This window comes from Blastococcus carthaginiensis (genome assembly GCF_030731085.1).
Classification (GTDB): Bacteria; Actinomycetota; Actinomycetes; order Mycobacteriales; family Geodermatophilaceae; genus Blastococcus; species Blastococcus carthaginiensis.
The window spans coordinates 307,284-332,331 of sequence record NZ_JASNFN010000002.1; the positions used below are offsets into that span (position 1 = coordinate 307,284).

Below are 25,048 nucleotides of genomic sequence, written 5' to 3' on the forward strand. Positions count from 1 at the left end.
GGCACGTACCGGGGCGCGGTCAGGCGTCACTCAGGCCAGCTCCACGTCGACCCGCTCCAGCCGCCCGCCGGTGAAGGCGTTGGGCGATCGGTAGGGGCCCGCCGGGGATCCGGTGCTCAGCCCGATGTCGAAGGTCTCGTCGATGGAGAAGATCACGGGCGGGGTCACCGCGATCCGTCCACGCGCGATCTCTGCGCCGTCGAGGCAGAGCACCACCTCGGCCCCGCGCGCCCACCCACCGCCGTCGTACCGGAAATCGACCTCCAGCTCGTGCTCGCCGGGACCCACCGGGTCCTCGCCCTGCAGCGACAGCGTGGCGACGTCGAAGGTGCGCAGGTGGAACGCCGCCCGGCCGACGTCGTCGAGGTAGAACGCCAGCCCGGCGGCCCGCCCACCCATCGAGGCGATGACGCCGCGCACCGGCTCCTCGCCCGTCCGGCGCAGCCGGGCCCGCATGGTCCAGGAGCGACCGACCAGGCGAGGCGCGTTCGACTCCGGGACACCCACCGTGCCGGGATGGAAGGTGAAGGACTTCCGGCCGGCGCTCAGGTTCGGCATCCGCGACAGGGCCGTCCGCACCCGCGCGTCGTGCAGTGGCAGGATGCCGACCCGCCCGGCCTCGTGGAGGAACAGCTGCTGCAGCTCGGCCAGCTTCTCCGGCTCGGCCGCGGCGACGTCCCGGGCCTGGCTGAAGTCCGTGTCGAGGTGGTAGAGCTCCCACACGTCCTCGTCGAAGGAACGCTCCTCGCCCGGCCGCCCCACGCCCCACGGCAGCCCGCCGTGGTAGGCCGAGGCCATCCAGCCGTCGGAGTAGATCGAGCGGTGCCCGTACACCTCGAAGTACTGGGTGCGGTGCCGCTCGGCCGCGGCGGCGTCGTCCCACGAGTAGGCGAGACTGGTGCCGTCCATCGGCAGCTGGGCCACGCCGTGGACCTGCTCCGGCAGGGTCGTCCCGGCGATCTCGAGGATGGTGGGCGCGATGTCGTTGACGTGGGCGAACTGGCTGCGCAGCCCGCCCCGGTCGGCGATCCGCGCGGGATAGCTCAGCACCATGGGGTTGCGGGTGCCCCCCAGGTGCGAGGCGACCTGCTTGACCCACTGGAAGGGCGCGGTCATGGCCCACGCCCAGTCGGCGGGGTACTGCGGGTAGCTGTCCGGGCCGCCGATCTCGTCCAGGCGCTGCACCAGGCCGGCGGCCGGCTCCGGGATGCCCTGCAGGGCACCCATGTAGTTGACGCTGCCGGGCGGACCGCCCTCTGCGCTGCTCCCGTTGTCGCCGACGACGTAGACGAACAGCGTGTCGTCGAACCGGTCGCTGTCCTTCAGCGCATCGACCAGCTTTCCGATCTGCACGTCGGTGTGCTCGAGGAAGCCGGCGTAGACCTCCATGAGCCGCTCGGCCACGGCCCGCTCGTCCGGGCCGAGGGACTCCCAGGCCGGCAGCGCGTCGGGGCGCGGGGTCAGCTCGGTGTCCGGTGGCACCACCCCCAGCTCCTTCTGGCGGGCGAGTGTCTCCTCCCGGACGACGTCCCACCCGGCGCCGAAGCGCCCCCGGTACTTCTCGCTCCACGGGCCCGGCACCTGCAGCGGTGCGTGCGTGGCCCCGGGTGCGAAGTAGAGGAAGAAGGGCCGGTCGGGGGTCATCGCGTGCTGCATGTGCATCCAGGACGCCGCCTGCTCGGCGAGGTCCTCGGTCAGGTGGTAGTCCTCGCGGTCCGGCGGCGGAACCGGCGTCGTGCCTTCGTACAGCGTCGGCGCGTACTGGTCGGTCTCCCCGCCGAGGAATCCGTAGAACCGCTCGAAGCCCTGCCCGGTCGGCCACCGGTCGAACGGCCCCACCTGGGACGACTCCCACGGCGGGCCGAGGTGCCACTTGCCGAAGGCCGCCGTGCTGTATCCGGCCTGCTTGAGCACGGTGGCCACGGTCGCGGTCTCCGGCCGCAGGACGCCCTCGTACCCGGGATTGGTGTTGGCACTGTTGAGCACCGTGCCGACGCCCGCGGCGTGCGCGTCGCGGCCGGTGAGCAGCGCCGCACGGGTCGGTGAGCAGATGGCCGTGGTGTGGAAGTGGTTGTAGCGCAGCCCCTCCCCCGCCAGCGCATCCAGCACCGGTGTCTCGACCGGCCCGCCGAAGGTGGCAGGTGCGCCGAAGCCGACGTCGTCGAGCAGGACGACGACGACGTTCGGGCGGGTGCTCACCGAGCGCCCGACGTCGCCGCAGCCGCGCCTGCCGACCGGGCCGCCTCGACCCAGTACCGGCTGACGCGGAGGTTGACCTGAGCCATGAGACCGGTCTCGAGAGCGGCCCGACGCTCCAGGATCTGCTCGTAGCAGTCCTGCGCGCGGGGGTCGTCCCGGTCGGCGAGGAAGGCCCACTCGGCGACGTGGCAGGCCAGCCGCAGGTCCTCGTCGGCGAGGCTCCAGGCACGGTCGACCAGCGCGCCGACGCCACCGGCCAGGTGGGCGATCTCCTGGGCCTGCTGCGGGCGGGGCGCCGGGAGGAGCGAGGACGGGTAGCCGTCCCACCAGCCTGCGTACCGGCGGATCACGTTGCGGCAGATGAACTCGGGCTGGTCGTAGACCGCCGGCAGCCGCGGGTGCGCGGCGAGCTCCTCGGGGATGGTGAGGGTCTCCACGATCTCGTCGGCCAGCAGTCCGGCGTTCATGCCGCGCAGCGCGTGGTCGACGATGTGCCGCAGGTAGCGGGCCATCGCCTGCAGCTCGTCGACGATGGCATCGGCACCGGTGACCAGCTCGCCGTGGCCCGGGATGATCACCTCGGGGCGCAGTGCCGCCATCTCCTCGGCGGCGTCGGCCCACTCCTCGGCGTAACGCTGCACCTTCTTGGGGTTGCCGGCGTTGGGCAGGTAGCCGGTGACGAGGTCGCCGGCGGCCAACACGCCGCGCTCGGGCGCCCACAGCCACGTCGCGTCGTCGGTCTCGCCCTTGCCGTGCCGGAGGACGAACCGCTCGCCGCCGAGGGTGAGCTCCAGCGTGTCGGAGAAGACCTCGGTCGGCCAGACGAAGTCCTCGCGCTCGCTGGCCCAGCGCTTGCCGTCGGGCCCGGGCAGCTGGCCGTTGATGCGGGCGTTGAGCCCTGCGGTCTTGATGTAGCGCTCGAAGTGCGCGACCACGTTCTCGTGCGCGACGACGCGCGGCGTCTCGCCGGCCTCCAGGAAGGCCCAGAGCCCGAAGGCGTGGTCGCTGTGCCCGTGGGTGTAGACGACGGTGTGCAGCGGCTTGTCGCTGACCGACCGCACCGCCTGCAGCAGTGCCGGCCCGTCCCCGGCGCACCCGGCGTCGACCAACAACAGACCCTCGTCGGTCTCGAACAGCGCGACGTTGACCATGCCCGGCTGGATGTACCAGGTGCGGGGGGTGGCCTCCAGCACGATCGGCTCGTGGCCCGAGCCGTGGGCGCGCGAGAAGATCCGCCGCCCCTGCTCGGGATTGAAGAGGCCGAACGCGGCGCGCGCAGACGCCCTCTGGTTCTCCGGAAACGTGACGGCCACGAGATTCTCCCTTGTTTGAGACACGCGTCTTACTGCGCACGTTAAGACACGTGGCTTAGCCGGTCAAGCAAAGGCGGTCGCGCCTCGGGCCGAACACGCCGGGAAACGTCCTCCGACTGCGCGCGCTGGATCCGGCATGCCCAAGGAGGTCGCGGGTCGCTCGGGTTAGCCTGGCGCCGTGGCCGCTGACCCGCTGACCCGTGCGCCCGTCGAGGGCGCGGGCGCCACCACCCGTGCCCGGATGGTCGACGTCGCGGAGCGGCTGTTCGCCGAGTACGGGATCGAAGCTGTCTCGCTCCGCATGGTCGGGGCGGCCGCCGGTCAGCGCAACAACTCCGTCGCCCAGTACCACTTCGGGTCCAAGGAGGGGCTGATCGAGGCCGTCATCGCCGCTCGCTCACCGCTGATCGACGCACGGCGGCTGGAGTTGGTCACCGAGCTCCAGGCCACCGGGGAGCGGCTCACCCCGGCGTCCCTGCTCCACCTCTTGGTCCGCCCGCTCGCGGAGACCATCGGCGCCGGCGGAGAGCGGACGTATTACCTGCGCTTTCTGGCCAGCCTGATGGACCACCCGACGTTCGTGCGCAACGCGGAGTCCTCCGGCACCGACCAGCCTGCACTGCGCTGGATGCGCGGGCGACTGCGGGCGCTGTGCCCCTCGCAGTCGGCGGCAACCTTTCGCCGGCGCAGCCAGTGGGCCGCCCTCATCGCCTTCCGCATCCTGGCGGAGCAGGAGCGGCAGCTCGCCTCCGGGGACGACCGAGCCGCGCCGACCGAGCAGGTGGTCGGCGAGCTCGTGGCCACCCTTGTGGCGCTCATGACCGCGCCGGTCGGGGACGGGGCGCTCCCACCACGCTGACGTGGCGGGTGGCTCGCGCGTGCGCGAACCGGACAGGCCGGTCGGCGCAACCGGACGCAGCGGGCCGGCCGCGGGCAGACACCTGCGACGGCCCGCGCCGTCGAGCGCCGATCCGGTCACACCGGCGTCAGCACTCCCCGATCCAGGTGTTGTCGAAGCTCAGCATGCCCTCGTTGATCGGGGTCACCCCGTGGTCGTCCTCCTGCCGCGACACGAAGGGCACCGAGGGGGCGAAGGACAGGAGGGGCGCCGTCTCCTGGAAGTGCTCCTTGTCCGGCTGACCACCTCGGGGCGGCCCTCTCCGGCCGTGACCTGCAGCTCGATGATCAGCTCCGGGTCCGCGTAGCCGAGCGCATTCGCGGCCGAGGCGCTGTGCAGGCTGGTGTACAGCCGCTGGAACGGGTCCTCCTCGGAGGCCGAGAGCGCCGCCTGGGCGACGTCGTAGTCCCGGGTGACGAACGTCCGCAGGATCCGGTCGGCGATCGCCTGCAGCGACTGGGGCTCCACCGTGAAGCCGACGTTCTCCGGCATGGCCTGCACCGCCGACGCCTGATTGCGGCTGGCCGGGTCGCCCGCGCACGCGGGGCCCCTGCTCGGCGGTCGCCGAGCTCCTGAGACCGATTCCGATGTCTCGGTGCGGGAGCAGGACCTGGCCCCGCGCCCGTCACCCACCACGGCCGGGTGCGCTCGTCATCGACGTGGAAGTCAGGGCAGTGAGTTCTCGTGGCCCGACGGCACAGGCGGTTGCCCACAACAGTGGACAACCGCCTGTGCTGAAGGAAACCCTAGCGCCGGGTTTCAGGCAGAGCCCTCAGCTCCGGCTCTCTGACCCGGTGCCGTGCCCCGGCCCGGGCCGACGTCAGGAGCACTCACCGATCCAGGCGTCCCCGAACAGGAGCATGCCGTCGATCGTCGGCTCGACGCCGTGCACGTCGTCCTGCCAGGGGAAGAAGGGAGTGACCGGGGACAGTGACACCACCGGCATGGTCTCCTGGAAGAGCTCCTCGATGCGGGTGAGGACGTCCTGGCGCTCGTCCCCCTCGGTCCCCTGGAGCTCGGTGATCAGCGCGTCCATCTCCGGGTTGGCGTACCCGCTGGCGCTGGACAGGGACTCGCTGTGGAAGCTGCTGTACAGCCGCTGGAACGGGTCCTCCTCCGTGATCGACAGACCCGCTTGGGACAGGTCGTAGTCCCGGGAGACGAAGACCCGCTGGATGATGTCCGCGGTCGACTGCAGCAGCTCCGTCTCCACCGTGAAGCCGGCGTTCTCCAGCATCGCCTGCAGCGCCAGCGCCTGGTCCCGACCCCCCGGAGAGGCGTTACCGAGGTACCGGATGGTGCCGTCGAACCCATCGGCCTTGGCCTCGTCGACGAGCGCGCGCGCCTGCTCGACGTCGAGGGGCGTGATCTCGACGTCCTCGGCGTGCCAGCGCGAGAGGTCGGAGAACAGCGCCTTGCTCGCGATGTCCACACCGCCGAACACCCGCTCGTTGAGGACGCTGGGGTCGACGGCGAGGGCGAGGGCCTGCCGCACCCTGGGGTCGGCGCCCGGCCGGCCCTCGGCGTTGTTGACCATGATGATGTTGCCGAGACTCTGCACCGTCGAGTAGCCCGAGTACCCCGCGTCCCGCGCCTCCTGGACCACGCCGGGATCCCGCAGCACCGTGACGTCGGCGCCCTCGGCCTCGAGCGTCTCGAACCGGGCGTCGTCGTTGCCGAGCCAGACGAACCGCAGCTGGTCGAGGTACGGGTCACCGCCCCAGTAGTCGTCCCGAGCGTCGAGCACGAGCTCTTCCTGCGGGGCGTAGCGGTCCAACGTGAACGGTCCGGCACCGATGGGCTGGAACTCCGGCCCCGAGATGGCCGCCGGCGCGACGATCATGCCGATCCCTTGGCCGAGCAACGCCGGGAACGTGGCCCACGGCGTCGAGAGGTCGAAGACGACCGTGTTGTCGCCCTCCGCCCGGATGCCGTCCAGGTGAGGGCCGATGACCGCGGCCTCGAACCCGCGGTTGGTCAGGTACCAGTTCGCGCTGTCGACGACGGCCTGGGCGTTCAGCGGCGTGCCGTCGCTGAACGTGACTCCCTCGGGCAGGGTGACCGTCCACTCGGTGAAGTCCTCGTTGGAGGTCACGTCCTCGGCCAGGTGCGGCTCGAACTCCTGGGTCTCCGGGTTGTACCGCACCAGGACGTCGTAGACGGCCGCCAGCGCGGTACCACCCGCGAAGGCGCTCGCGATCGTCTGGGTGGGGTTGAGGCTGCGAGCCTCGGAGAAATCAGCCAGGGTGAGCGTGCCACCCTCGACGGGGTTGTCACAGTCCTCCTGACCGCCGATGATCCCGGTGGTGGGCTCGGGCGTCTCCCCGCTCGCGGAGCCGGATGGTGCACCTCCGCCGCCACCGCAGGCGGACAGCACGAGAGCACCGGCGCCGAAGGTGGCGACCAGACGCGCGGACAGCAGTGTTCTTGTCACGGAGCTCCTCCAACAGGACGGTCACGCGCCACCGATCGGATGCCCGGGTGGCTGACTGCATCAGCGAAGCAACGCGGAGAGCAGGGACCGGGTCCCGTCTCGGTGAGTGGAATCACAGATGAGCATCGGGCGGCGGATGCCGAGGAGACCGCCGCCAGGTGCTCCCACTCGGGACGCTCCACGCACAGCGGTGCCCCGGCCGGGTCGGCCGGGGCACCGCGAGCGAGGGGAGGAGGAGCTGCGACCTGCGGCGGTTCAGGCCGCCGGGAAGGCGCCGGGGCCGGAGTTGTGGCAGGCGAGGTAGTGCCCTTCGCCGACCTCGCGCAGCTGTGGCTCGACCGCCGCGCACTCCTCGGTGACCAGCGGGCAGCGGGTGCGGAACCGGCAGCCGCTGGGCGGGTTCAGCGGCGAGGGCAGCTCGCCGCCGGCCCGCTGCTGCTCCCCGCCGGTCGCAGCCTCCGAGGCGGTGGCCTCCGGCACCGACTCCAGGAGCAGCCGCGTGTAGGGATGCATCGCGTGCTCGGCCAGACTGGCGGCGGGCAGCACCTCGCACACCTTGCCCAGATACATGATCATGATGCGGTCGCTGATGTTCTTGACGACGGCAAGGTCGTGCGCGATGAACACCATGCTCAGGCCGTAGCGCTTTTTGGTGTCCTCGAGCAGGTTGAGGATCTGGGCCTGCACCGAGACGTCGAGACTCGACACCGGCTCGTCGCAGATCAGCACCTGCGGATCGAGCATCAGCGCCCGGGCGATGCAGAGCCTCTGGCACTGCCCGCCGGAGAGCTCGTGCGGCCGGCGCTCCCACACCACCGCCGGATCGAGCCCCACCGCGCGCAGCACCGCCTCGATCTGCTCCCGGGTGGCCTCCTTGCCCCAGATCCTGGGCCCCTCGGCCACCAGATCCTTGACCTTGCGGCGGGGGTTGAGCGACGAGACCGGGTCCTGGAAGATCATCTGCATCCGGGCTCGTCGCTCCCGGACGGTCTGCGCCGTGAGTCCGGTCAGCTCGTCGTCCCCGAGACGCACCGACCCGGAGGTCGGCGGCGGCAACTGCATAAGGGCGCGGCCGGCACTGGACTTGCCGCAGCCGGATTCGCCCAGGATCCCCAGCGTCTCACCGTCGAGCACGTCGAAGCTGATGCCTGAGACCGCATGCACCGTATGCCCGCCCTTGGCCGGGAACTGCACGACGAGCTCCTCGACCGCGAGAACCTGGTCGGCCTCCGGTCGCAGGTGCGCGACTCCGCTCCCAGCCATCACTGCCCTCCTGCGTTGACGGGGTGGTAACAGGCAAAAGCGTGTCCGGGGGTGACCGCGCCGTTCACCGTGGCGGGGTCCAGCGACGGCGGCGCCTCGGTGCAGTCGGGCTGCGCGTAACGGCACCGGGGGGCGAAGCGGCAGCCGACCGGCGGAGCCACCATGTTCGGCGGGGAGCCGTCGATCGCCGCCAGTCGCACGTGCGGTGGCTGGTGCAGCCGCGGGATGGCTTCGAGCAGCGCCTCGGTGTAGGGGTGGTGCGGCGCATCGAACAACGCCGCCGCGTCCGCCGTCTCCACCACCCGGCCGGCGTACATCACCGCCACCCGGTCGGCCCGGCCGGCGACGACCCCGAGGTTGTGGCTGATCAGCATGATCGCCATGCCCAGTTCGTCCTGCAGCCGCGCGAGCAGGTCCAGGATCTGCCTCTGCACGGTGACGTCGAGTGCCGTGGTCGGCTCGTCGGCGATCAGCAGCGCCGGCTCGTTGGCCAGCGCCATCGCGATCACCACCCGCTGCCGCATGCCACCGGAGAGCTCATGAGGATACTGATCGAGCCGGCGCCGCGGCTCGGGGATGCCGACGAGGGCCAGCAGCTCCGCGGCGCGCGCCTTCGCCTGCGGCCGGTTCATCCCGCGGCGCTTGCGCAGGCTCTCGGTCAGGTGCACGCCGACCTTCTTGACCGGGTTGAGCGCGGTCATCGGGTCCTGGAACACCATGCCGACGTCACCGCCCCAGAGGTCGCGCAGCTCGGACGCGCTCAGCGCGTGCACGTCCTTGCCGGCGATCAGCACCCGTCCCGTCACCGTCATGGTGGGGCCGGTGGTGTACAGCCCCATGATCGTGCGCCCGAGCACCGACTTCCCGGAGCCGGACTCGCCGACGACCCCCAGGGTCTCGCCGCGACCGAGGGTGAAGGAGATGCCGTCGACGGCCTGCACGTCGCCGTGCGGCGTGTGGATCTGCGTCCGGAGGTCGTCCACGACGAGCACCGGCGTTTCCCGTTCGGCGCCGGACCTCTCCTGGAGCGCAGCGGAACTGGAGCTCATGGCACTCCCTAGAGCTTCGCCTGGCGCGGGTCGAAGCGCTTGCGCGCCTTCTCCCCGAGCAGGTTCAACGAGAAGACGGTCAGGAACAGCACGACGCCCGGCACGAGGACGATGTGCGGATGTTCCTCGAAGGCGTTGCCCTCGCCCTCGGCGATCATGTTGCCCCAGGACGGATCCGGGGGCTGGATCCCCAGACCCAGGAAGCTCAGCGACGCCTCGGCGACGATCAGCACCGAGATCATGACCATCGCGTAGGAGAGCAGCGGGAGCATCACGTTGGGCAGCAGCTCGCGGGTCATGATCCGCAGCCGGCTCGCCCCCATCGCCCGGGCCGCGAGGACGAACTCCCGTTGCACGAACGTCAGCGTGCTCGCCCGCGCCATGCGGACGATGCTCGGCAGGGCCAGCAACGACAGCGCGAACGCCAGGTTGCGCAGGCTCGGCTCCAGGACCGTGGCCAGCGCGATCAGCAGGATCAGCGGTGGCACCGCGAGCAGCGAGTTGGTGAAGATGCCGATCACCGCGTCGGTGGTCTTGCGGAAGAAGCCCGAGACGATCCCCAGCGCCGCGCCGATCACCAGCCCCATCGCGACGGCTCCCAGCGCCACGACCAGGGATGCGCGGGCACCGTAGAGGACCCGGGCGAGCAGGTCGAGGCCGAAGTTGTTGGTGCCGAGGGGGTACTCCGACAATAGATCCGGCCGCGCGAAGACCGGCGCACTCAGGGTGCTCGCGATGTCCTCGTGCTCTCCCAGCGGCAGCACCGGTGCGAGCAGCGCGGCCAGGACCAGGAGCACCAGCCAGATGGCGGAGAGCCAGGAGGTGAGGTCGAAACCGGCCCCGAAACGGTGGCGGAGCAACCGGCCGGCCCCGACGTGCGTGAGGGCCAGACCGGCGACCACGACGGCCAGCTGCAGCCAGCCGTTGGCACCTCTCAGCCCGGCGACGCCGATCGCGACCGTCACGATGCCGAGCGCGGTGAGAACAACGCCCGCCCACAACGACCGGGAGCGGCGGGGGTCGCGCACCGGTGCAGGGGCGACAGCTGCATCCACCGCCTGGCCGTAGGCAGGAGGAGTGGACACCTGGGTCATCTCAGACATGAGCCCGCCTGATCCGTGGGTCGAGAACGCCGTAGGAGAGGTCGATCAGCAGGTTGGTGAGCACGTAGATCACCGCGATCACCAGGACCGCTCCCTGCACCATGGTGAAGTCGCCGGTGTTGGCGGCACCGATGACGAGCGACCCCATGCCCGGGAGGGCGAACAGGTACTCGACGATGACGGTGCTGCCGATCAGCCGCCCGAGACTGATCCCCAGCAACGTGATCATGGAGAAGGACGACGGGCGCAGGGCATCGCTGAGCATGATGTGCCGCGCCGACATGCCCTTGGCCTTGGCGGCGAGGATGAAGTCCTCCTGCAGCGTGGTGATCAGATCGTTGCGGAGGATGCGGGTGAACAGCGCCGTCTCGGCCAGCGCGATCACCAGCGCCGGCAGGAAGGCGTGGTACAGGTTGTCCCCGAGGCTCTCGCTGATCCGCACCCACTGCGCCCGCGGGAACCAGCCCAGCTGGTTGGCGAACACCATGATGATCAGCAGGCCGGCCAGGAAGCTGGGCACCGAGAGCACGCCGAAGGCACCGGCGCTGATCACCCGGTCGACCCGTCCACCGGCGCGGTAGGCCGACCACATCGCCAGCGGGATCGAGAAGAGCAGCGCCATCCCCATACCGAGCACGGCGAGCTCCACGCTGACCGGTAGCGCGGCGGCGATCCTGTCCAGCACGTCGGTGTACGGCGGCACGACCGTCTCGCCGAGGTCACCGGTGGCCGCCGAGCCGAGCCAGTCGAGGTAGCGCACCGGCAGCGGGTCGTTCAGCCCCAGGTCCTCCCGGACCTCGGCGTACTCGGCCGGTTCGCGCCCCTCCCCGAGGATCGTCACCGCCGGATCGTTGGGTAGCAGCGACACGAGCATGAACGTGCCGAAGCTGACGATCAGCAGCACCGCCGCGAGCTCGCCCACTCGCTTCAGCAGGGTGCGGCCCATCGCGCCTCCTCTCTTCCACCTCGCCGGGTGCGGACGGGCTCTGCGCCCGGGGGCAAAGGAAAGCACCTCCGCGACCGCCGGCGTGATCCATCCCACTGATCGGTACGACGCCTGCCAGGTGCGGCTGGGGCGCCGGTCGAGATCGTGGTCGGCGTGAGCCCGGCCGTGGTGGGCGTTCCGCTGAGCGAGAAGCCGACGCCCGTCCCCCCGTGCACTGCCTAGCCTTCGACGGGCCATCGACGACGAGGACGGGCATGAGCACTGGGCTGGACTTCTCGGGACGGACGGTGCTGGTCACCGGCGGCACGAAGGGAATCGGCCGCGAGATCGCCGAGACCTTCCTGGCGGCAGGCGCCGACGTGGTGGTGTGCGGGCGCACCGAGCCCGAACGACCACCGCAGGGCGGGGGGCACGAGGCCGTCTTCGTCCCCACCGACGTCCGCGAGGCAGCCCAGGCCACCGCGCTCGTGCGGACCACCGTCGACCGGTTCGGCCGGCTCGACGTCCTGGTGAACAACGCCGGCGGCTCGCCCGACGCACCTGCCGCGACCGTCTCCCCCAGGTTCGTCGAGAAGATCGTCGCGCTCAACCTGCTCGCACCCTTCTACGTCGCGCAGGCGGCCAACGCGATCATGCAGGAGCAGGAGTCCGGTGGCGCGATCGTCAACATCGGTAGCGTCTCGGCGCACGATCCCCAGCCCGGGACGGCGGCCTACACCGCAGCGAAGGCCGGACTGCTCGCGCTGACCCGGGCGCTGGCCCTGGAATGGGCGCCGAAGGTCCGCGTCAACCACATCACCACCGGCTTGATCCGCACCGAGGCCGCGGCGTCGGTCTACGGCGAGGACGGCGGCGCCGCGGTGGCCGCGGTCATCCCGATGCAGCGCATGGCCGTGCCGGCCGACATCGCGCGGAGCTGCCTGTACCTCGCCAGTGATCTGGCCGGCTACGTGACCGGGTCGGATCTCGCCGTGCACGGTGGTGGCGAGCTGCCGGCCCGGTACCTCGCCACGCGCTCCTGACCGGCACCACCCGGTCGCCGTCCCGGCCGTCAGACCGCCGGTACGGCGACCGGGTGATCAGCCGAACCGGACGCGGCCGCCGGAGATCACCGGGCGTCCGCCGTCGGTGACCTCGAACGACGCGGTCCGACCGTCCGGCCAGGCGGTCACCCCCAGGCGGTCCCCGGGGAAGACCGGTGCGCTGAACCGGCCGTCCAGCTCGACGAGCTCGGCCGGGTGCGCGCCCACCGAGCGGGCCAGCTCCAGCGTGGTCGCCGCCAGCGTGCACAGCCCGTGCAGGAAGGGCCGCGGCTGCCCTGCGGCCTGGGCGGCGTCCGGATCGATGTGCATGTGGTGCCGGTCCCCGAGCAACCGGTAGAGCGCGGCCTGGTTCGGCGCGGTGCGCACCTCGGCTCGCAGGCCCGGTTGCGCCTCGGGCCGCTTCGGGCTCGACGGGCCCCGCTCACCGCCGAAACCGCCGCAGCCAGGGGCGAACAACGACCAGGTCGCGACGAAGGCGTCACTCTCCACCACCACCTCGAACACCGCCGCCGATCCCTTGTCCCACACCTCGCCGACCCGGGCGGCCAGCTCCAGGCGACCCGCACGAGGCAGTGGCCTCAGAACCTGCAGCCGCTGGCTGCCGTGCACCGCGGTGCGGACGTCGAAGGCGCCCTGGTCGCCGAGGGCGTCCGGCGCCCACTGGGCCAGGGTCAGCGCGAAGGTCGGCAGCACCCGCAGCCGCTCCTCGAACACCAGGTCCAGCTCGTCGGGAGCTGCCCCTACGGCGAGGGCGTACAGGATCGCGTCCCGCTCGTCGTAGGACGCCGTGCGGGTGCCGAGGTCCGCACCCTGCCACTCCCCTGCCGTGCGTGCGTGTGCCACCGTCACTGGACCCCTCCTCGGATCGGATCGCTGTCGGGCGCCCCTGTGGACGTCGCGGGCGGAGTTCCGGCCGCGCTCACCGCGAGGCCGTGCCGGCGGCGAGCGCGGTGCCGAGCCGGGCCAGGACGGCGCTCGGCCCCCCGAGCGTGCCGGCCAGCTGCTTGCCCCACAGGAAGTGCCGATGCACCGGGTAATCGGTGTCCACCCCGATCCCGCCGTGCACGTGCTGGACCCGGTGCACCACGTCGAGCCCGCCCTCGCCGGCCCACCAGGCCGCCACGAGCGCGGCGGCCCCGGCGTCGGGCGCACCGTCCTCGAGGTCGGCGACGGCCTGCCAGAGGGTGACCCGGAGCGCGTCGATGTCGATGTAGCAGTCGGCGAGCTGGTGCTGCACGGCCTGGAAGGTGCCCAACGGGCGGCCGAACTGCTCACGCTCGCGGACGTAGGCCGCCGCGTAGGCCAGCGCGCCCTGGGCGACTCCGAGCTGCAGCGCAGCCAGCGCGACAGAGGCCCGCTCCAGCACCGCATCGAGGACGCCGGTGCCGGGTGTGCCCAGCGCCTCGCCGACCACGCCGTCGAGGTGCAGGTGACCGCTCCGGTCATGGGTCGTCGTCTCCGCCGCCTGCCACTGCACACCGTCGGCGTCGGGCGCCACGAGAAACAGTCCCGGCCCCTGCTCGGTACCGGCCGCGACCAGCACCGCGGTGGCGCCGAACGGTGAGGGGACGACGGCTTTGGTGCCGGTCAGCCGCCAGCGCTCGCCGTCGGGTTCGGCGGTGCAACCGGGCCGTGCCGGCTCGGTACCGGCGAACTCCTCCAGCGCCAGCGTCAACCGCAGGGAGCCGTCGACCGCGCCGGGCAGGAGCCTGCCCCGCTGCTCGGGGCTGCCGTGCGCGGCGACGGCGAGTGCGCCGACGACGGCCGGCCACAGCGGTACCGGGGCGACCACCCGGCCCTGCTCCTCCAGCAGGACGCAGAGCCCGCCGAGCCCGAGGCCGGCGCCACCGTCGGTGTCGGGCACGGCGACGCCCACGAGCCCGGCCTTGGCCAGCTCCGCCCAGAGCTGCTCGTCGATCCGGTCCTCCCCGGCCTCGACGACGCGAGCACGCTCCGGAGTGGCCCGATCGGCGAAGATCTCGCGCGCCAGATCGCGGACCGCCCGCAGCTCCTCGCCCAGGGTGAAGTCCATCAGTGTCCCTCCCTCGTCGTCGGCTCACGCGCCGGCAGCGACGGTGCCCGGCCGGCGCGCGCGCACCGCCACGTCGCCGGCCCGGCCGGCGTCCGTACGGGGCTCATGCCGTCCGCCGCGGCCGGGGCAGCCCCAGCCCCTGGGTGGCGACCATGTCGCGGAGGATCTCGTTCACGCCGCCACCGAAGGTGTTGACGATCCCCTGCCGGGACAGCTGCTCCACCTGGCCGGCGAGGACCGCACCGGGTGATTCCGGCCGGATCCGCCCGGCGGCGCCGAGGATGCCGGTCAGCGTGCGCTGGACGTCGATGTGCGTCTCGGTGCCGTACGCCTTGGCCGCGCCGGCGTCGGCGCCGGTGAGCTCCCCACGGGCCACGGCGCTGGCCATCTTCCAGTTCATCAGCCGCATCGCCTCGAGCTTGGCGTAGGTGCGGGCGAGGTCGGCCTGCACCCAGGGCAGGTCGACGGTGCCGTTGTCACGGGCCCATTCCCGCACCTGCTCCCACAGCGCGATCATCCGACCCCCCAGAGCGGCCAGCCCGATCCGCTCGTGGTTGAGCTGGGTGGTCAACAGGCTCCAGCCGCCGTTGACCTCGCCGACCACGTCGCCCGCGGGCACCCGGATGCCGCTGTAGTAGGTCGCGGTGACCTGCAGTCCCCCGACCGTCTCGATCGGGCTCCAGGAGAAGCCCGGGTCGTCGGTCGGGACGATGACGATCGAGATGCCCTTGTGCTTCGGCGCGTCCGGATCGGTGCGGCAGGCCAGCCACACGTGGTCGGCGGTGTTGGCACCGCTGGTGAAGATCTTGCTGCCGTCGATGACGAACTCGTCACCGTCCCGGACGGCACGGGTGGTCAGCGACGCCAGGTCGGTGCCGGCGCCGGGTTCGGTGTAACCGATCGCGAAGACGACGTCACCGGCGAGGATTCCCGGCAGGTAGCGCTGCTTCTGTTCTTGCGAGCCGTGGCTCATCAACGTCGGGCCGACGGTGTTCACGGTGACGAACGGGAACGGCAGGCCGGCCCGCTGCACCTCGTCGAAGAACACGTACTGCTCCTCGACCGAGCGACCCTGGCCGCCGTACTCCACCGGCCAGCCGATGCCCAGCCAGCCGTCCTCACCCAGCCGCTTGACCACCTCGCGGAACCGCGGGCCGCCCACGCCCTGCTCTCCCACCCGGCGGCGCTCGTCCTCGGGCAGCAAGCCGGAGAAGTACGCCCGGAGCTCCGCCCGCAACTCGCGCTGGGCAGGCGTCTCGCGCAGATCCATCGATGCCTCTCCTCGGGGTCGGGTGGGTCTGGACTACCAGCCCGTCAGGGCAGGAAGCGCAGCCGGCCCGCGGCGGCGAACTCCTCGCGCAGCGCGGTCTTGTCGTCGTCGGTCATGAGCTCGTAGGACGGCCGGCCACGGCCCGCCCACCGGTACACCGGGTCACCGGTCCGCCAGCCCTCGGCCTGCATCTCCTTCTTGCGGAGCTTGCCCGATCCCGTGGTCGGCAGACTCGGGGAGATCCGCACGAACCGCGGCGCACCCTTGGTGCCGAGGTCCTCCTGCGCGGCCAGGAAGGCCGGCAGGTCCAGGCCGGAGAAGGACGTGCCGTCGGGCACCTCGACCGCGGCCATCACCTGGTCACCGGAGCGCGGGTCGGGGACGGCGAAGACACCGGCTGCCAGGATCGCCGGATGGCGCCGGAGCACCCGCTCGGCGTGCAACGCCGAGACGTTCTCGCCGTCCACCCGGATCCAGTCCCCGGATCGTCCGGCGAAGTAGATGTAGCCGTCCTCGTCGACGTAGCCGAGGTCGCCGGTCCAGTACCACCCGTGCCGGACCCGTTCGGCGTCGGCGGCCGGGTTCTTGTAGTAGCCCTCGAACGTCGCTGCGCCGGCCTTGTTGACCAGCTCCCCGATCGCCTCCTCGGCGTTGAGCACCCGGCCGTGCCGGTCCTGCCGCGCCGGCGGGCACACCTGGCGCGTCTCCGGGTCGACGATGCAGACGTCGTCGTGCGCCGGGCGGCCGAGCGCGGTCACCGGGCCCTCGGGAGCGAGCCGGATCATGCCTGCTCCCTCGCTGGAGCCGTAGCCCTCGTACAGCTTCGCTCCGAAGCGGCGCTTGAACTCGGCCTGGTCCTCCGGGGAGGCCTCGGTGCCGAACCCGTGGGTGAGGGGGTTGTCGCCGTCATCGGGCCGTTCCGGGAGGGCCAGGACGTAGCTGATCGCCTTGCCGACGTACGTGAAGTACGTGGCTCCGTGGAGACGGACGTCCGGGAGGAAACCCGACGCGGAGAACTTGGGGGTCAGGGCGACGCAGGCCCCGGCCAGCAGCGACGGTGCCCACAGCGCCATCAGGGCGTTGCCGTGGAACAGCGGCATGCAGCAGTAGCTGACGTCGTCGCGGTCGATGTCGAACTTCGCCGCGTTGGCCGTGCCCAGCCCGGCCAGCCGGCCCTGCGAGCAGCGGACCGCCTTGGACGCCCCGGTGGTGCCGGAGGTGAACAGCAGCAGCATCTGCGTCTGCGGGGTGACGGACGGGTCGGCCAGGGGCTCGCGGTCCGCGGCGACCACCTGGTCGGCGTACGCCGGGTCGTCCACCAGCAGGAACCGGCTGCGGTCGACACCGATGTCCAGGCCGTCGAGCAACGCCAGACCCGCACGGTCGGTGATCACCAGTTGGCAGTCGGTGTGCCGGACCTCGGCCTCGAGGTACTCGCCCCGGCGGGTGGAGTTGATCCCGACGACGGTGGCACCGGCCAGCGCCGCACCGCCCAGCCAGAAGACGTACTCCGGCACGTTGTCCAGGAGGACACCGATGTGGAAGGGGCCGTCGGTCCGCAGCGAGCGCAGCAGGTCGGCGCGGGCGGCGCTCTCCCGCACCACCTCGTCCCAGGTCCACGTCCGCTCGCGGGTGCGCAGACCGGTGCGGAAGTCCCCGACCCGGTCGAGCAGCAGGCCCGCGATGGTCTGGTGCATCACGCCCGCGCCTCCAGCGTCTCGGCCGCCTCCACCACCTGGGTCACGTCGGCGGCCGGGGCCTGCGCCGTCGGCTTCCCGTCGGACTGCGGGACGAGCACGCAGCGCGTCCCGCCGTAGATCTTGGTCATGCACTTGTTGTTGTGGTTGCACAGCGACCGGGTGCCTGCGTCGGCCTGGATGCGGTTGATCAGATCGGGCTCGCGGAGCAGCGCCCGCCCCAGGGCGACGAACTCGAAGCCCTCGGCCATGGCCGTGTCCATGATCTGCCGGTCGGTGATGCCGCCGAGCAGGATCATCGGGAGCTTCACGTGCGAACGGATCTGCTTGGCGTCCTCGAGCAGGTAGCCGTCCCGGTAAGGGTAGGAGTGCAGGAAGCGCGACCCGACCAACTTGATGCCGGTCTTGAGCGGTTCCGGCATGACGCCGGCGAACTCTTGCAGCGGGGCGTCGCCCTTGAACAGGTACATGGGGTTGAGCAGCGAGCTGCCGGCCGTCATCTCCAGCGCGTCGACCGCCCCGGACTGCTCGAGCCACTGGGCGACCACGATGGCCTCGTCCAACCAGAAGCCGCCGGGGTAGCCGTCGTCCATGTTGAGCTTCACGATGATCGCGATCCGGTCGCCGACCGCCCGGCGGACCGCCTGGACCGTCTCCAGCGCCAGCCGGGCGCGGTTCTCCAGGCTGCCGCCGTACTCGTCCGTGCGGTGGTTGAGCTTCGGGCTGAGGAACGAGCTCGCGAGGTAGTTGTGGCCCAGGTGGACCTCGACCGCGTCGAAGCCGGCCTCAGCGGCCATGGTGGCCGCGTTGCCGTGGGCTGCGACGATGCGGGCCAGGTCGTCGCGGGTGGCGACCTTGGTGAAGCTCAGCGTGGTCTTGTGGAAGTGCCGGCTGGGCGACAGGGCGGGCGCGCCGTTGGCCTTGGGGTTGCCCACCGGGCCGGCGTGCCCGATCTGCGCGGAGATCGCCGCGCCCTCGGCGTGCACGGCGTCGGTCAGCTTGCGCAGCCCGGGCAGCGCTTCGGGCCGCCACAGGATCTGGTGCCGGTCGGTACGGCCCTCCGGCGCCACGGCGCAGTAGGCCACCGTGGTCATGCCCACCCCGCCGGCGGCGTGCTGGACGTGGAAGTCGATGAGCCTGTCGGTCACCAGGCTCTTGTGGCTCATGCCCTCGTAGGTGGCCGCCTTGATCGTGCGGTTGCGCAGCGTGACCGGGCCGAGCTGGGCCGGAGCGAACACGTCCGGCACCTCGTGCTGCGCCACGGGCTTCTGGGTCATGGTCGTCTCCTCCACACCTGGTGCGCCTCCCCGATCCGGAAGGTCTCGAAAGCCCTGAGCGAACGCACGGCCCCCTGGCCTGCGGACGCTAACCACCGGCGATGCGGGGCCCGGGGACGATCCCGCTGACCGGGAGCCACCGGGCCACGGCGGCGGACGGCAGGGCTCGGTCGAGCAGGCTGCCCGACGACGGCTCGCTCACGGCGGCCGCACGCGCCCTCAGCGTTCCACCGAGATGGTCCAGCTTCTCTGAGCGCTGATCAGGACCGAAGTCTGTCGGCACACGGATGCGGCCACTCAGCGGGACGGCCTCGACCGGTGACGTCCCGCACAGCTAGGACGAGCGGGCGCATCGCCCGGTGCGCTCGCCGCTCGGTGACCGTCGGTCTCCGATCACCAGAGGAAGTGCATGTGAGAAGAACGAGGATCGTCGGTGCGCTCGCCGCGAGCACGTGTGTGGTCCTGGGGGTGAGTGCCACATCAGCCACCGCATCGGGGGACGGACCCGAGCGGCTGCACATCCTGCTGACCAACGACGATGGCTGGGACGCGCCGGGCATCACCGCCGTGTACGACGAACTGGTCGGAGCTGGTCACCATGTGGTGCTCGTTGCGCCGGCGACCAACCAGAGCGGCAAGGGCGCTGCCCTGACGTTCGGCGGCTCGCTGACCGTGGCCCAGCCCGCAGATGGCAAGTACGCGGTCACCGGCACCCCCGTCGACGCCGCCGAGTTCGGCCTGTCGGCGGTCTTCGACGAGAACGACCCGCCGGACCTCGTGATCTCCGGGACCAACGTCGGGGAGAACGTCGCGGAGGGCATCATCCACTCCGGCACCGTCGGGGCCGCGGTCAACGCACTGGCCGACGGGGTGCCCGCCATCGCCGTCAGCACGGAGGTCGATGGCGACGACGTGGGACCGTTCGCGGAGACCGCGCAGTTCGTCGTCCGCCTGGTCGACCGGTTGCAGGACCGGGCGCACCGCGGCGACCTGTTGCCCGACGGCATCGGCCTGAACGTCAACTACCCGCTGGTCGAGGACGGCGGCCAGCCCGAAGGGGTGGCCGCCACCGAGACCGGCCGCGGGCTGTTCGATCTCGACTACGCAGGCGCCCTGCCCGAGCCTGGCGAGTCGTCCTCGTTCACGTTCGAGTACGGGCTGGGCCTGTCAGCGGACGTCCGCAACTCCGACCTCGCGGCGCTCGAGGCAGATCTCGTGTCGATCAGCCCGATCGAAGCCGACTACGACGCCGGCGCCGGCGAACTCCGCTGGGTCCGTGGCGTGGTCCGGGAGCTGGGGCGCCGGTAGGAACTCCGGCCAGGAACGGGGAGGGGGGCCGGGGTCGCCCGGCCCCCCTCCCACACGACCGGACGTCCGGCGTCGGGCCGACTTCAGCACTCTGCAGCCGCTGACCTTGCGGGCCACCCGGGCCATCAAGACGGCGTGCTGCACGCGGTCGAACAACGGGCCCGGATCGACGTCCACCTCCAGCGGTAGCCCCCGTCGAGGAACCCCCGCGCCGTCCGCACCGCCTGATGGGCGCTGCAACCGGGCCGGAACCCGGACGTGGACGGCGAGAACGCCGGATCGGGGATCGACGTCGACGCCTGCGCGATCGCCCGGTTGATCGGCGATCCAGCACCCTGGTCACGTCCGGCATCCGCTGCCCAACGGGGGGCGCCGGCGCCTCCGGGGGCGCCGGCGTGCCCGCGATCAGCTACCCGCGTCCAGCCACGCGTCGTCCAGCAGAACCATGCTGTTGACCGTGTCCTCGACACCGTGGAGATCGTCGGACCACATGAGGAACTCCGGCGTCGGCCCGTAGACCAGGGCGGGCACATCGGCGTTCCACTGCTCCTGGATACGCCCCATGATCTCGCGCTGCTCCTCCTCGGTCCCCGCCCCCTGGAACTCGGTGATGAGCGCGCTCATCTCCGGGCTGGTGGGCATGCCGACCGTGAGGTTGCCTTCCTCGTGCAACGTTGCATACATGCGCCCGTACGGTCCGGCCTCACGCCAGCTGATCCCCCAGCCGGCCACGTCGTAGTCACGGTTCACCGCGACCCGGTTGACCTGGTCGGCGACCGTGGGCACCAGATCGGTCTCGACCTCGAACCCCACCGTCTCGAGCGAGGCCTTGACCGCCAGCGCGGTCGCGCGCGATGCCGGGTCCTGGGCATCCAGATAGGTGACCTTGCCGTCGAAGCCGTCGGCCTTCGCTTCCTCTACCAGCGCCCGCGCCGCCTCGGGGTCGTAGGGCAGCGGCTCCACGTCGGTGTGCCAGCGGGAGTACTCGGGGAAGATGGCGTTGCTGGCGATGCCGGCGCCGCCGGAGGCCCGCTGCACGACGAGCTCGGGATCGATGGCCTGGAACATGGCCTGCCGCACCCGGGGATCCGCGCCGGGTCGCCCCTCGTCGGTGTTGATCACCGCAACGCTGCCCAGCGCCACGAGGTTCAGGAAGCCCGACGTTCCCTCGTCCAGGGCCTGGTCGACCAGGTCGGGCTCCCGGATGAACGCGGAGCCGATCTCGCCGGCCTGGAAAGAGTCGAACCGGGCCTGCGGGTCGCTGAGATACACGATCCGGATGCTGTCCAGATGAGGCGGGCCGTCCCAGTAGTCGTCCCGCGGCTCGAGGACCATCTCCTCCTGCGGGGCGTAGGTGCTCAGCGTGAAGGCGCCGGCGCCTATCGGGGTGAAGGTGCCACCGGCATCCGCGGACTGCGCGACGACCATGCCCGGCCCGGTGGTGAGCAGGTAGTCGAAGCTCGGCCACTCAGTGGCCAGGGTGAAGACGACGGTCCGGTCGTCGGGGGTGTCGATGCCCGTGACGTTGTTGGTGAACAAACCGGCCTCGTCGGCGCCCTTGGCGACGTAGCGCTCCAGGCTCCACCTGACGGCCTCAGCATTCAGGGGCGTGCCATCGCTGAACGTGACGCCGTCGCGCAGCGTCAGCGTCCAGACGGTGGAGTCGTCGTTCGCCTCGAGCGACTCGGCCAGCTGGGGTTCGACCGTGTTCGTCTCGCTGTCCCAGCGCATCAGGACGTCGTAGATCGCCGCCATCTCCAGGCCCCCCGTGGAGCCGGCGACGATCGAGACCGCGGGGTCGAGGCTGCGAGGCTCGGAGTAGGCCCCGAACGTCAGCGTCCCCCCGTCGACCGGGTCACCTCCGGACTCGGCCCCGATGACGCCGACCTCGTAGGCGTCCCCGGAGCTCCGAACCTCCGCCCGATCGGCCCCGCGCCCGCCGGACGAGGAACAGGCCGCAGCCAGTACCAGAACCGTTGCCACTCCGACGACGGGTCGAGCCCGCTGCACAATCGAATTCACCATGAGATCCCCTTCTGCGCAACCGGTGCTCGGGTAGTCGATCGCCGGCTTGCGGACGGTAGGCAGCGGCGGGGACGGCACCCGGGCGCACTCCCAATGGCCGGGAGGTCGCCGTCTTCCTCGAGCTCGCCCGCGACATCCCGGCGGCGACGAGCGCGCCGCGGTGCTCGGCCACAAGGTCGATGACCCGCTGTATGCGTTCGTACCGCGCCTGCGCCGGACGACGCGGCGCTGGGCAACCAGCGCCTTCTGGGCGGCGAACACCTGGGCGAGCCGCGCGGTGCCCCTGTACCGGGAAGCGGTGGGGTTGGATGCGGCCACGACCACGGACGTCAGGAAGGCGGTGTCCCCGGTCACGGCCGTGTCCCGGTGATCGGGACGAGTGCCCGGACGGACCACGGAGAAGCCAGCATGGCCCGTCGTGTGCGCTGTTCCGCCATCCCGAACCACGGAGCTTCGATGACCACCTCGACCGATCCCCAGGCTGCCGCCCTCGCGGTACTGACCGGCCTCACCGGCCCCGGCGGGCCGTTCGAGCTGGCCCGCGAGGAGGTGCTCGGGGTGGAGATGACGGTGTTCCGCAACCGGCAGCGCTCGCTGGGTGAGGTGCTGGTGGACTCGCAGCGGCACGGCGACCGGGACTACGTCGTCACGGCCCACTCCCGGCTGAGCTTCGCCGAGCACGCCCAGCAGGTGGCCTCCCTGGCCCGGGTGCTGCGCGAGGAGCACGGCGTCGGCAAGGGAGACCGGGTCGCCATCCTGGCGGCCAACTGTCCTGAGTGGATCGTCTCGTTCTGGGCGGCCGTGGCAACGGGCGCGATCGCGGTCGGCTTCAACTCATTGTGGTCGCGGAGCGAGGTCGGCTACGCGCTGGAGCACAGCACGCCGAAGGTCGTCGTCGCCGACAGCAAGCGTGCCGCCCTCATCGGCGGCAGCGACGTCACGGTCCTGTCGATGGAGGACGACCTCCCCCGGCTGGTCACCGCCCACCCCGGCGAGGACCTGACACCGGTCGAGGTGTCCGAGGACGACCCGGCGGTGATCCTCTACACCAGCGGCACCTCAGGGCGGCCCAAGGGTGCGGTGCACTCGCACCGGAACCTGACCTCGGTCATCGAGTATCACCGGATGAACGATGCGCTGGCCCAGGCCTTCGGCGACCCCACCGATCCGCGCGACCGCCGTTACCTGCTCACCTCGCCGCTGTTCCACATCGCCAGCCTGCACAACCTGGCCCTTCCCCGGCTGGCGACGGGCAGCACCGCAGTGGTGCACCAGGGCGCCTTCGACGTCGACCGGGTCCTGCGGCTGATCGAGCGGGAGCGGGTCACCAACTGGGGCGCGGTCCCCACCATGGCCCACCGTCTGCTCCAGCACGGAGATCTCTCCGGCTACGACCTCTCCTCGCTACGGGCTTTCTCGCTGGCGTCGGCGCCGTCGTCCCCGGAGTTCCAGGAGCGGCTGCGCCGGGCGCTGCCGGTGGCCGAGCGCGCCCTGGTGGACAGCTACGGGCTCACCGAGTCCTGCACGGCACTGACCGTGGCGACCGCCGGGGACCTCGCCGCTACGCCCGGCACGCTGGGCCGGCCGATCGCCACCGTCGAGCTGGAGATCCGCGACGAGGCCAACCAGGCGGTCCCGGAGGGGGTCGAGGGTGAAATCTGCGTGCGCAGCCCCTTCAACATGCTGGGCTACTGGAACGATCCGGACGCGACGGCGACGGCGATCGATCCGGATCGCTGGCTGCACACCGGGGACATCGGCACGATCGAGCGGGGCCTGTTGCATCTCAACGCCCGCCGGTCGGACCTCATCATCCGCGGCGGGGAGAACGTGTACCCCGCGGAAATCGAGGGCGCGTTGGCCGAGCACCCGGCCGTGCTGGAGTGCATCGTCCTGGGCCGTCCGCACGAGGACCTCGGGCAGGAGGTCTCGGCGGTGGTCGTCCCCGACCCCGCTCGCCCCGTGACGGAAGCCGAGCTCGTCGAGTTCCTCCGGGATCGACTGGCCTACTACAAGGTCCCGACCCGCTGGCAGCTGCGCACGGATCCGCTGCCTCGCAATGCCACCGGCAAGGTGCTGCGGACCCGCGTCGAGGCCTGAGTCGCCTGACGTCCGACTGCGCTGCGCCGGCGCGGCCCTTCGCGGGCGGCCCGGCGGACGCCCATCCCTGCTGCTGGAGGAAAGCGTGCCTCAGGTGCACACCGTCACCGGGCCGGTCGACACGGCTCGGCTCGGGCAGGTGCTCATGCACGAGCACCTCTTCGTGCTCGACCCGGAGATCCAGAGCAACCACCCCGAGGAATGGGGCAGCGAGAGCGAACGCGTGGCAGACGCGGTCGAACGGTTGAGTGCCCTGGCCGGCACGGGGGTGCGGACGATCGTCGATCCGACGGTGCTCGGCATGGGGCGCTACATCCCGCGGATCCAGGAGATCGCCGCCCAGGTCGACCTCAACGTCATCGTGGCGACCGGGTATTACACCTATGACCACCTGCCGTTCTACTTCCAGTACCGGGGACCTGCCCTGGCGGCGGTCGTGGGCAGGGAGGTGCCCGATCCGATGGTGGACATGTTCGTCCGGGACATCGAGCACGGGATCGCCGACACCGGTGTGCGGGCCGGGCTGCTCAAGTGCGCGATCGACCACCAGGGCATGACCTCCGACGTCGAACGCGTCCTGCGGGCGGTCGCGAAGGCGCACCGCCGCACCGGTGCGCCGATCACCGTGCACACCCACCCGGGCAGTCGCCAGGGGTCGGCGGTCGCGGAGGTGCTCGCCGACGAGGGTGTCGATCCGAGGCGGGTGGTGCTGGGACACAGCGGTGACACCACGGACATCGCCCACCTGAGTGAGCTCGCCGACGCCGGCTTCCTGTTGGGGATGGACCGGTTCGGCATCTACCTCGAGACCTCGTTCGAGGCCCGCGCCGGCACCGTGGTCGAGATGTGCCGGCGGGGCTACGCCGGGCACATGGTGCTCTCCCACGACGCCGCCTGCTACTACGACGCGGTCCCCCCGGAGTTCGCACCGATGTTCCCCGCGTGGCACTACACCCACATCCACGAGAAGGTGCTGCCGTACCTGCGGCAGCAGGGGGTGACCGACGAGCAGATCGAGACGATGCTCGTCGCCAACCCCCGCCGGTACTTCGAGAACACCGCGGCCTACTGAGCGGCCGGCTCGGGCTGCG

Annotated in this window: 20 protein-coding genes; 6 read left to right on the forward strand and 14 right to left on the reverse strand. The window is 71.4% G+C overall.

The features are described 5' to 3' along the window. Positions 1-30 precede the first annotated feature (30 nt). Both QOZ88_RS04335 and QOZ88_RS04340 read right to left on the reverse strand, forming a co-directional pair. Positions 31-2,199, reverse strand: a complete 2,169-nt coding sequence (locus QOZ88_RS04335) for an arylsulfatase (protein WP_305998558.1) — start codon at positions 2,197-2,199, stop codon at positions 31-33. After that, entirely contained in the window at positions 2,196-3,512 is a 1,317-nt protein-coding gene (locus QOZ88_RS04340; protein ID WP_305998559.1) for an MBL fold metallo-hydrolase, read from the reverse strand. Before QOZ88_RS04340 ends, QOZ88_RS04335 begins: the two co-directional genes overlap by 4 nt. Before the next feature lie 178 nt (positions 3,513-3,690). Between QOZ88_RS04340 and QOZ88_RS04345 the strand changes: the two genes are divergently transcribed. Beyond that, positions 3,691-4,371: a TetR/AcrR family transcriptional regulator gene (locus QOZ88_RS04345; RefSeq protein ID WP_305998560.1), complete on the forward strand. Its 681-nt coding sequence runs from the start codon at positions 3,691-3,693 to the stop codon at positions 4,369-4,371. Between the two features lie 183 nt (positions 4,372-4,554). Here the strand turns inward: QOZ88_RS04345 and QOZ88_RS04350 are convergent, their stop codons facing one another. The 6 genes from QOZ88_RS04350 to QOZ88_RS04375 all read right to left on the reverse strand — a co-directional run bounded on the left by QOZ88_RS04350 (position 4,555) and on the right by QOZ88_RS04375 (position 11,205). After that, positions 4,555-4,902 (reverse strand): hypothetical protein, encoded by a 348-nt coding sequence (locus tag QOZ88_RS04350; RefSeq protein WP_305998561.1) that lies wholly within the window; start codon positions 4,900-4,902, stop codon positions 4,555-4,557. Positions 4,903-5,230: 328 nt separating this feature from the next. Continuing rightward, a complete protein-coding gene (locus QOZ88_RS04355) occupies positions 5,231-6,844 on the reverse strand; it encodes an ABC transporter substrate-binding protein (RefSeq protein WP_305998562.1) in 1,614 nt (537 codons plus the stop codon). Between the two features lie 255 nt (positions 6,845-7,099). Beyond that, entirely contained in the window at positions 7,100-8,038 is a 939-nt protein-coding gene (locus QOZ88_RS04360) for an ABC transporter ATP-binding protein (protein ID WP_305998563.1), read from the reverse strand. 68 nt (positions 8,039-8,106) lie between these two features. Next, positions 8,107-9,156, reverse strand: a complete 1,050-nt coding sequence (locus QOZ88_RS04365) for an ABC transporter ATP-binding protein (protein ID WP_305998564.1) — start codon at positions 9,154-9,156, stop codon at positions 8,107-8,109. A gap of 8 nt (positions 9,157-9,164) precedes the next feature. Beyond that, on the reverse strand, positions 9,165-10,259 hold the full coding sequence (locus tag QOZ88_RS04370) for an ABC transporter permease (protein WP_305998565.1): 1,095 nt from the start codon (positions 10,257-10,259) through the stop codon (positions 9,165-9,167). Continuing rightward, a complete protein-coding gene (locus QOZ88_RS04375; RefSeq protein ID WP_305998566.1) occupies positions 10,252-11,205 on the reverse strand; it encodes an ABC transporter permease in 954 nt (317 codons plus the stop codon). Before QOZ88_RS04375 ends, QOZ88_RS04370 begins: the two co-directional genes overlap by 8 nt. 254 nt (positions 11,206-11,459) lie before the next feature. On the opposite strand from QOZ88_RS04375, the gene QOZ88_RS04380 reads away from it, so the two are divergent. Continuing rightward, positions 11,460-12,227, forward strand: coding sequence for an SDR family oxidoreductase (locus tag QOZ88_RS04380; RefSeq protein ID WP_305998567.1), 768 nt, complete (start codon positions 11,460-11,462; stop codon positions 12,225-12,227). 57 nt (positions 12,228-12,284) lie between these two features. Here the strand turns inward: QOZ88_RS04380 and QOZ88_RS04385 are convergent, their stop codons facing one another. The 5 genes from QOZ88_RS04385 to QOZ88_RS04405 form a co-directional block, all read right to left on the reverse strand. After that, a complete protein-coding gene (locus tag QOZ88_RS04385; protein WP_305998568.1) occupies positions 12,285-13,097 on the reverse strand; it encodes a MaoC/PaaZ C-terminal domain-containing protein in 813 nt (270 codons plus the stop codon). A gap of 70 nt (positions 13,098-13,167) precedes the next feature. Continuing rightward, on the reverse strand, positions 13,168-14,280 hold the full coding sequence (locus tag QOZ88_RS04390) for an acyl-CoA dehydrogenase family protein (protein ID WP_305998569.1): 1,113 nt from the start codon (positions 14,278-14,280) through the stop codon (positions 13,168-13,170). 103 nt (positions 14,281-14,383) lie between these two features. Further along, positions 14,384-15,550 carry an acyl-CoA dehydrogenase family protein gene (locus QOZ88_RS04395; RefSeq protein ID WP_305998570.1) on the reverse strand — a complete coding sequence of 389 codons (1,167 nt, stop codon included), beginning with the start codon at positions 15,548-15,550 and terminating at the stop codon, positions 14,384-14,386. 44 nt (positions 15,551-15,594) lie between these two features. Then, on the reverse strand, positions 15,595-17,247 hold the full coding sequence (locus QOZ88_RS04400) for an AMP-binding protein (protein WP_305998597.1): 1,653 nt from the start codon (positions 17,245-17,247) through the stop codon (positions 15,595-15,597). Beyond that, positions 17,247-18,524, reverse strand: coding sequence for an NADH:flavin oxidoreductase (locus tag QOZ88_RS04405; protein WP_305998571.1), 1,278 nt, complete (start codon positions 18,522-18,524; stop codon positions 17,247-17,249). The genes QOZ88_RS04400 and QOZ88_RS04405 overlap by 1 nt, the downstream gene beginning before the upstream one ends. A gap of 468 nt (positions 18,525-18,992) precedes the next feature. Here QOZ88_RS04405 and surE point away from each other — a divergent pair, with 468 nt between their 5' ends. Continuing rightward, positions 18,993-19,832 carry a 5'/3'-nucleotidase SurE gene (gene surE / locus QOZ88_RS04410; protein ID WP_305998572.1) on the forward strand — a complete coding sequence of 280 codons (840 nt, stop codon included), beginning with the start codon at positions 18,993-18,995 and terminating at the stop codon, positions 19,830-19,832. A 405-nt stretch (positions 19,833-20,237) separates the two neighbouring features. Here the strand turns inward: surE and QOZ88_RS04415 are convergent, their stop codons facing one another. Continuing rightward, entirely contained in the window at positions 20,238-21,815 is a 1,578-nt protein-coding gene (locus QOZ88_RS04415; RefSeq protein WP_305998573.1) for an ABC transporter substrate-binding protein, read from the reverse strand. 202 nt (positions 21,816-22,017) lie between these two features. On the opposite strand from QOZ88_RS04415, the gene QOZ88_RS04420 reads away from it, so the two are divergent. The 3 genes from QOZ88_RS04420 (at position 22,018) to QOZ88_RS04430 (ending at position 25,029) form a co-directional block, all read left to right on the forward strand. Beyond that, positions 22,018-22,227, forward strand: coding sequence for a hypothetical protein (locus QOZ88_RS04420; protein WP_305998574.1), 210 nt, complete (start codon positions 22,018-22,020; stop codon positions 22,225-22,227). 86 nt (positions 22,228-22,313) lie between these two features. Next, a complete protein-coding gene (locus QOZ88_RS04425) occupies positions 22,314-23,957 on the forward strand; it encodes a class I adenylate-forming enzyme family protein (protein ID WP_305998575.1) in 1,644 nt (547 codons plus the stop codon). Between the two features lie 85 nt (positions 23,958-24,042). Then, on the forward strand, positions 24,043-25,029 hold the full coding sequence (locus tag QOZ88_RS04430; protein ID WP_305998576.1) for a phosphotriesterase family protein: 987 nt from the start codon (positions 24,043-24,045) through the stop codon (positions 25,027-25,029). The last annotated feature ends 19 nt before the right edge of the window (positions 25,030-25,048 follow it).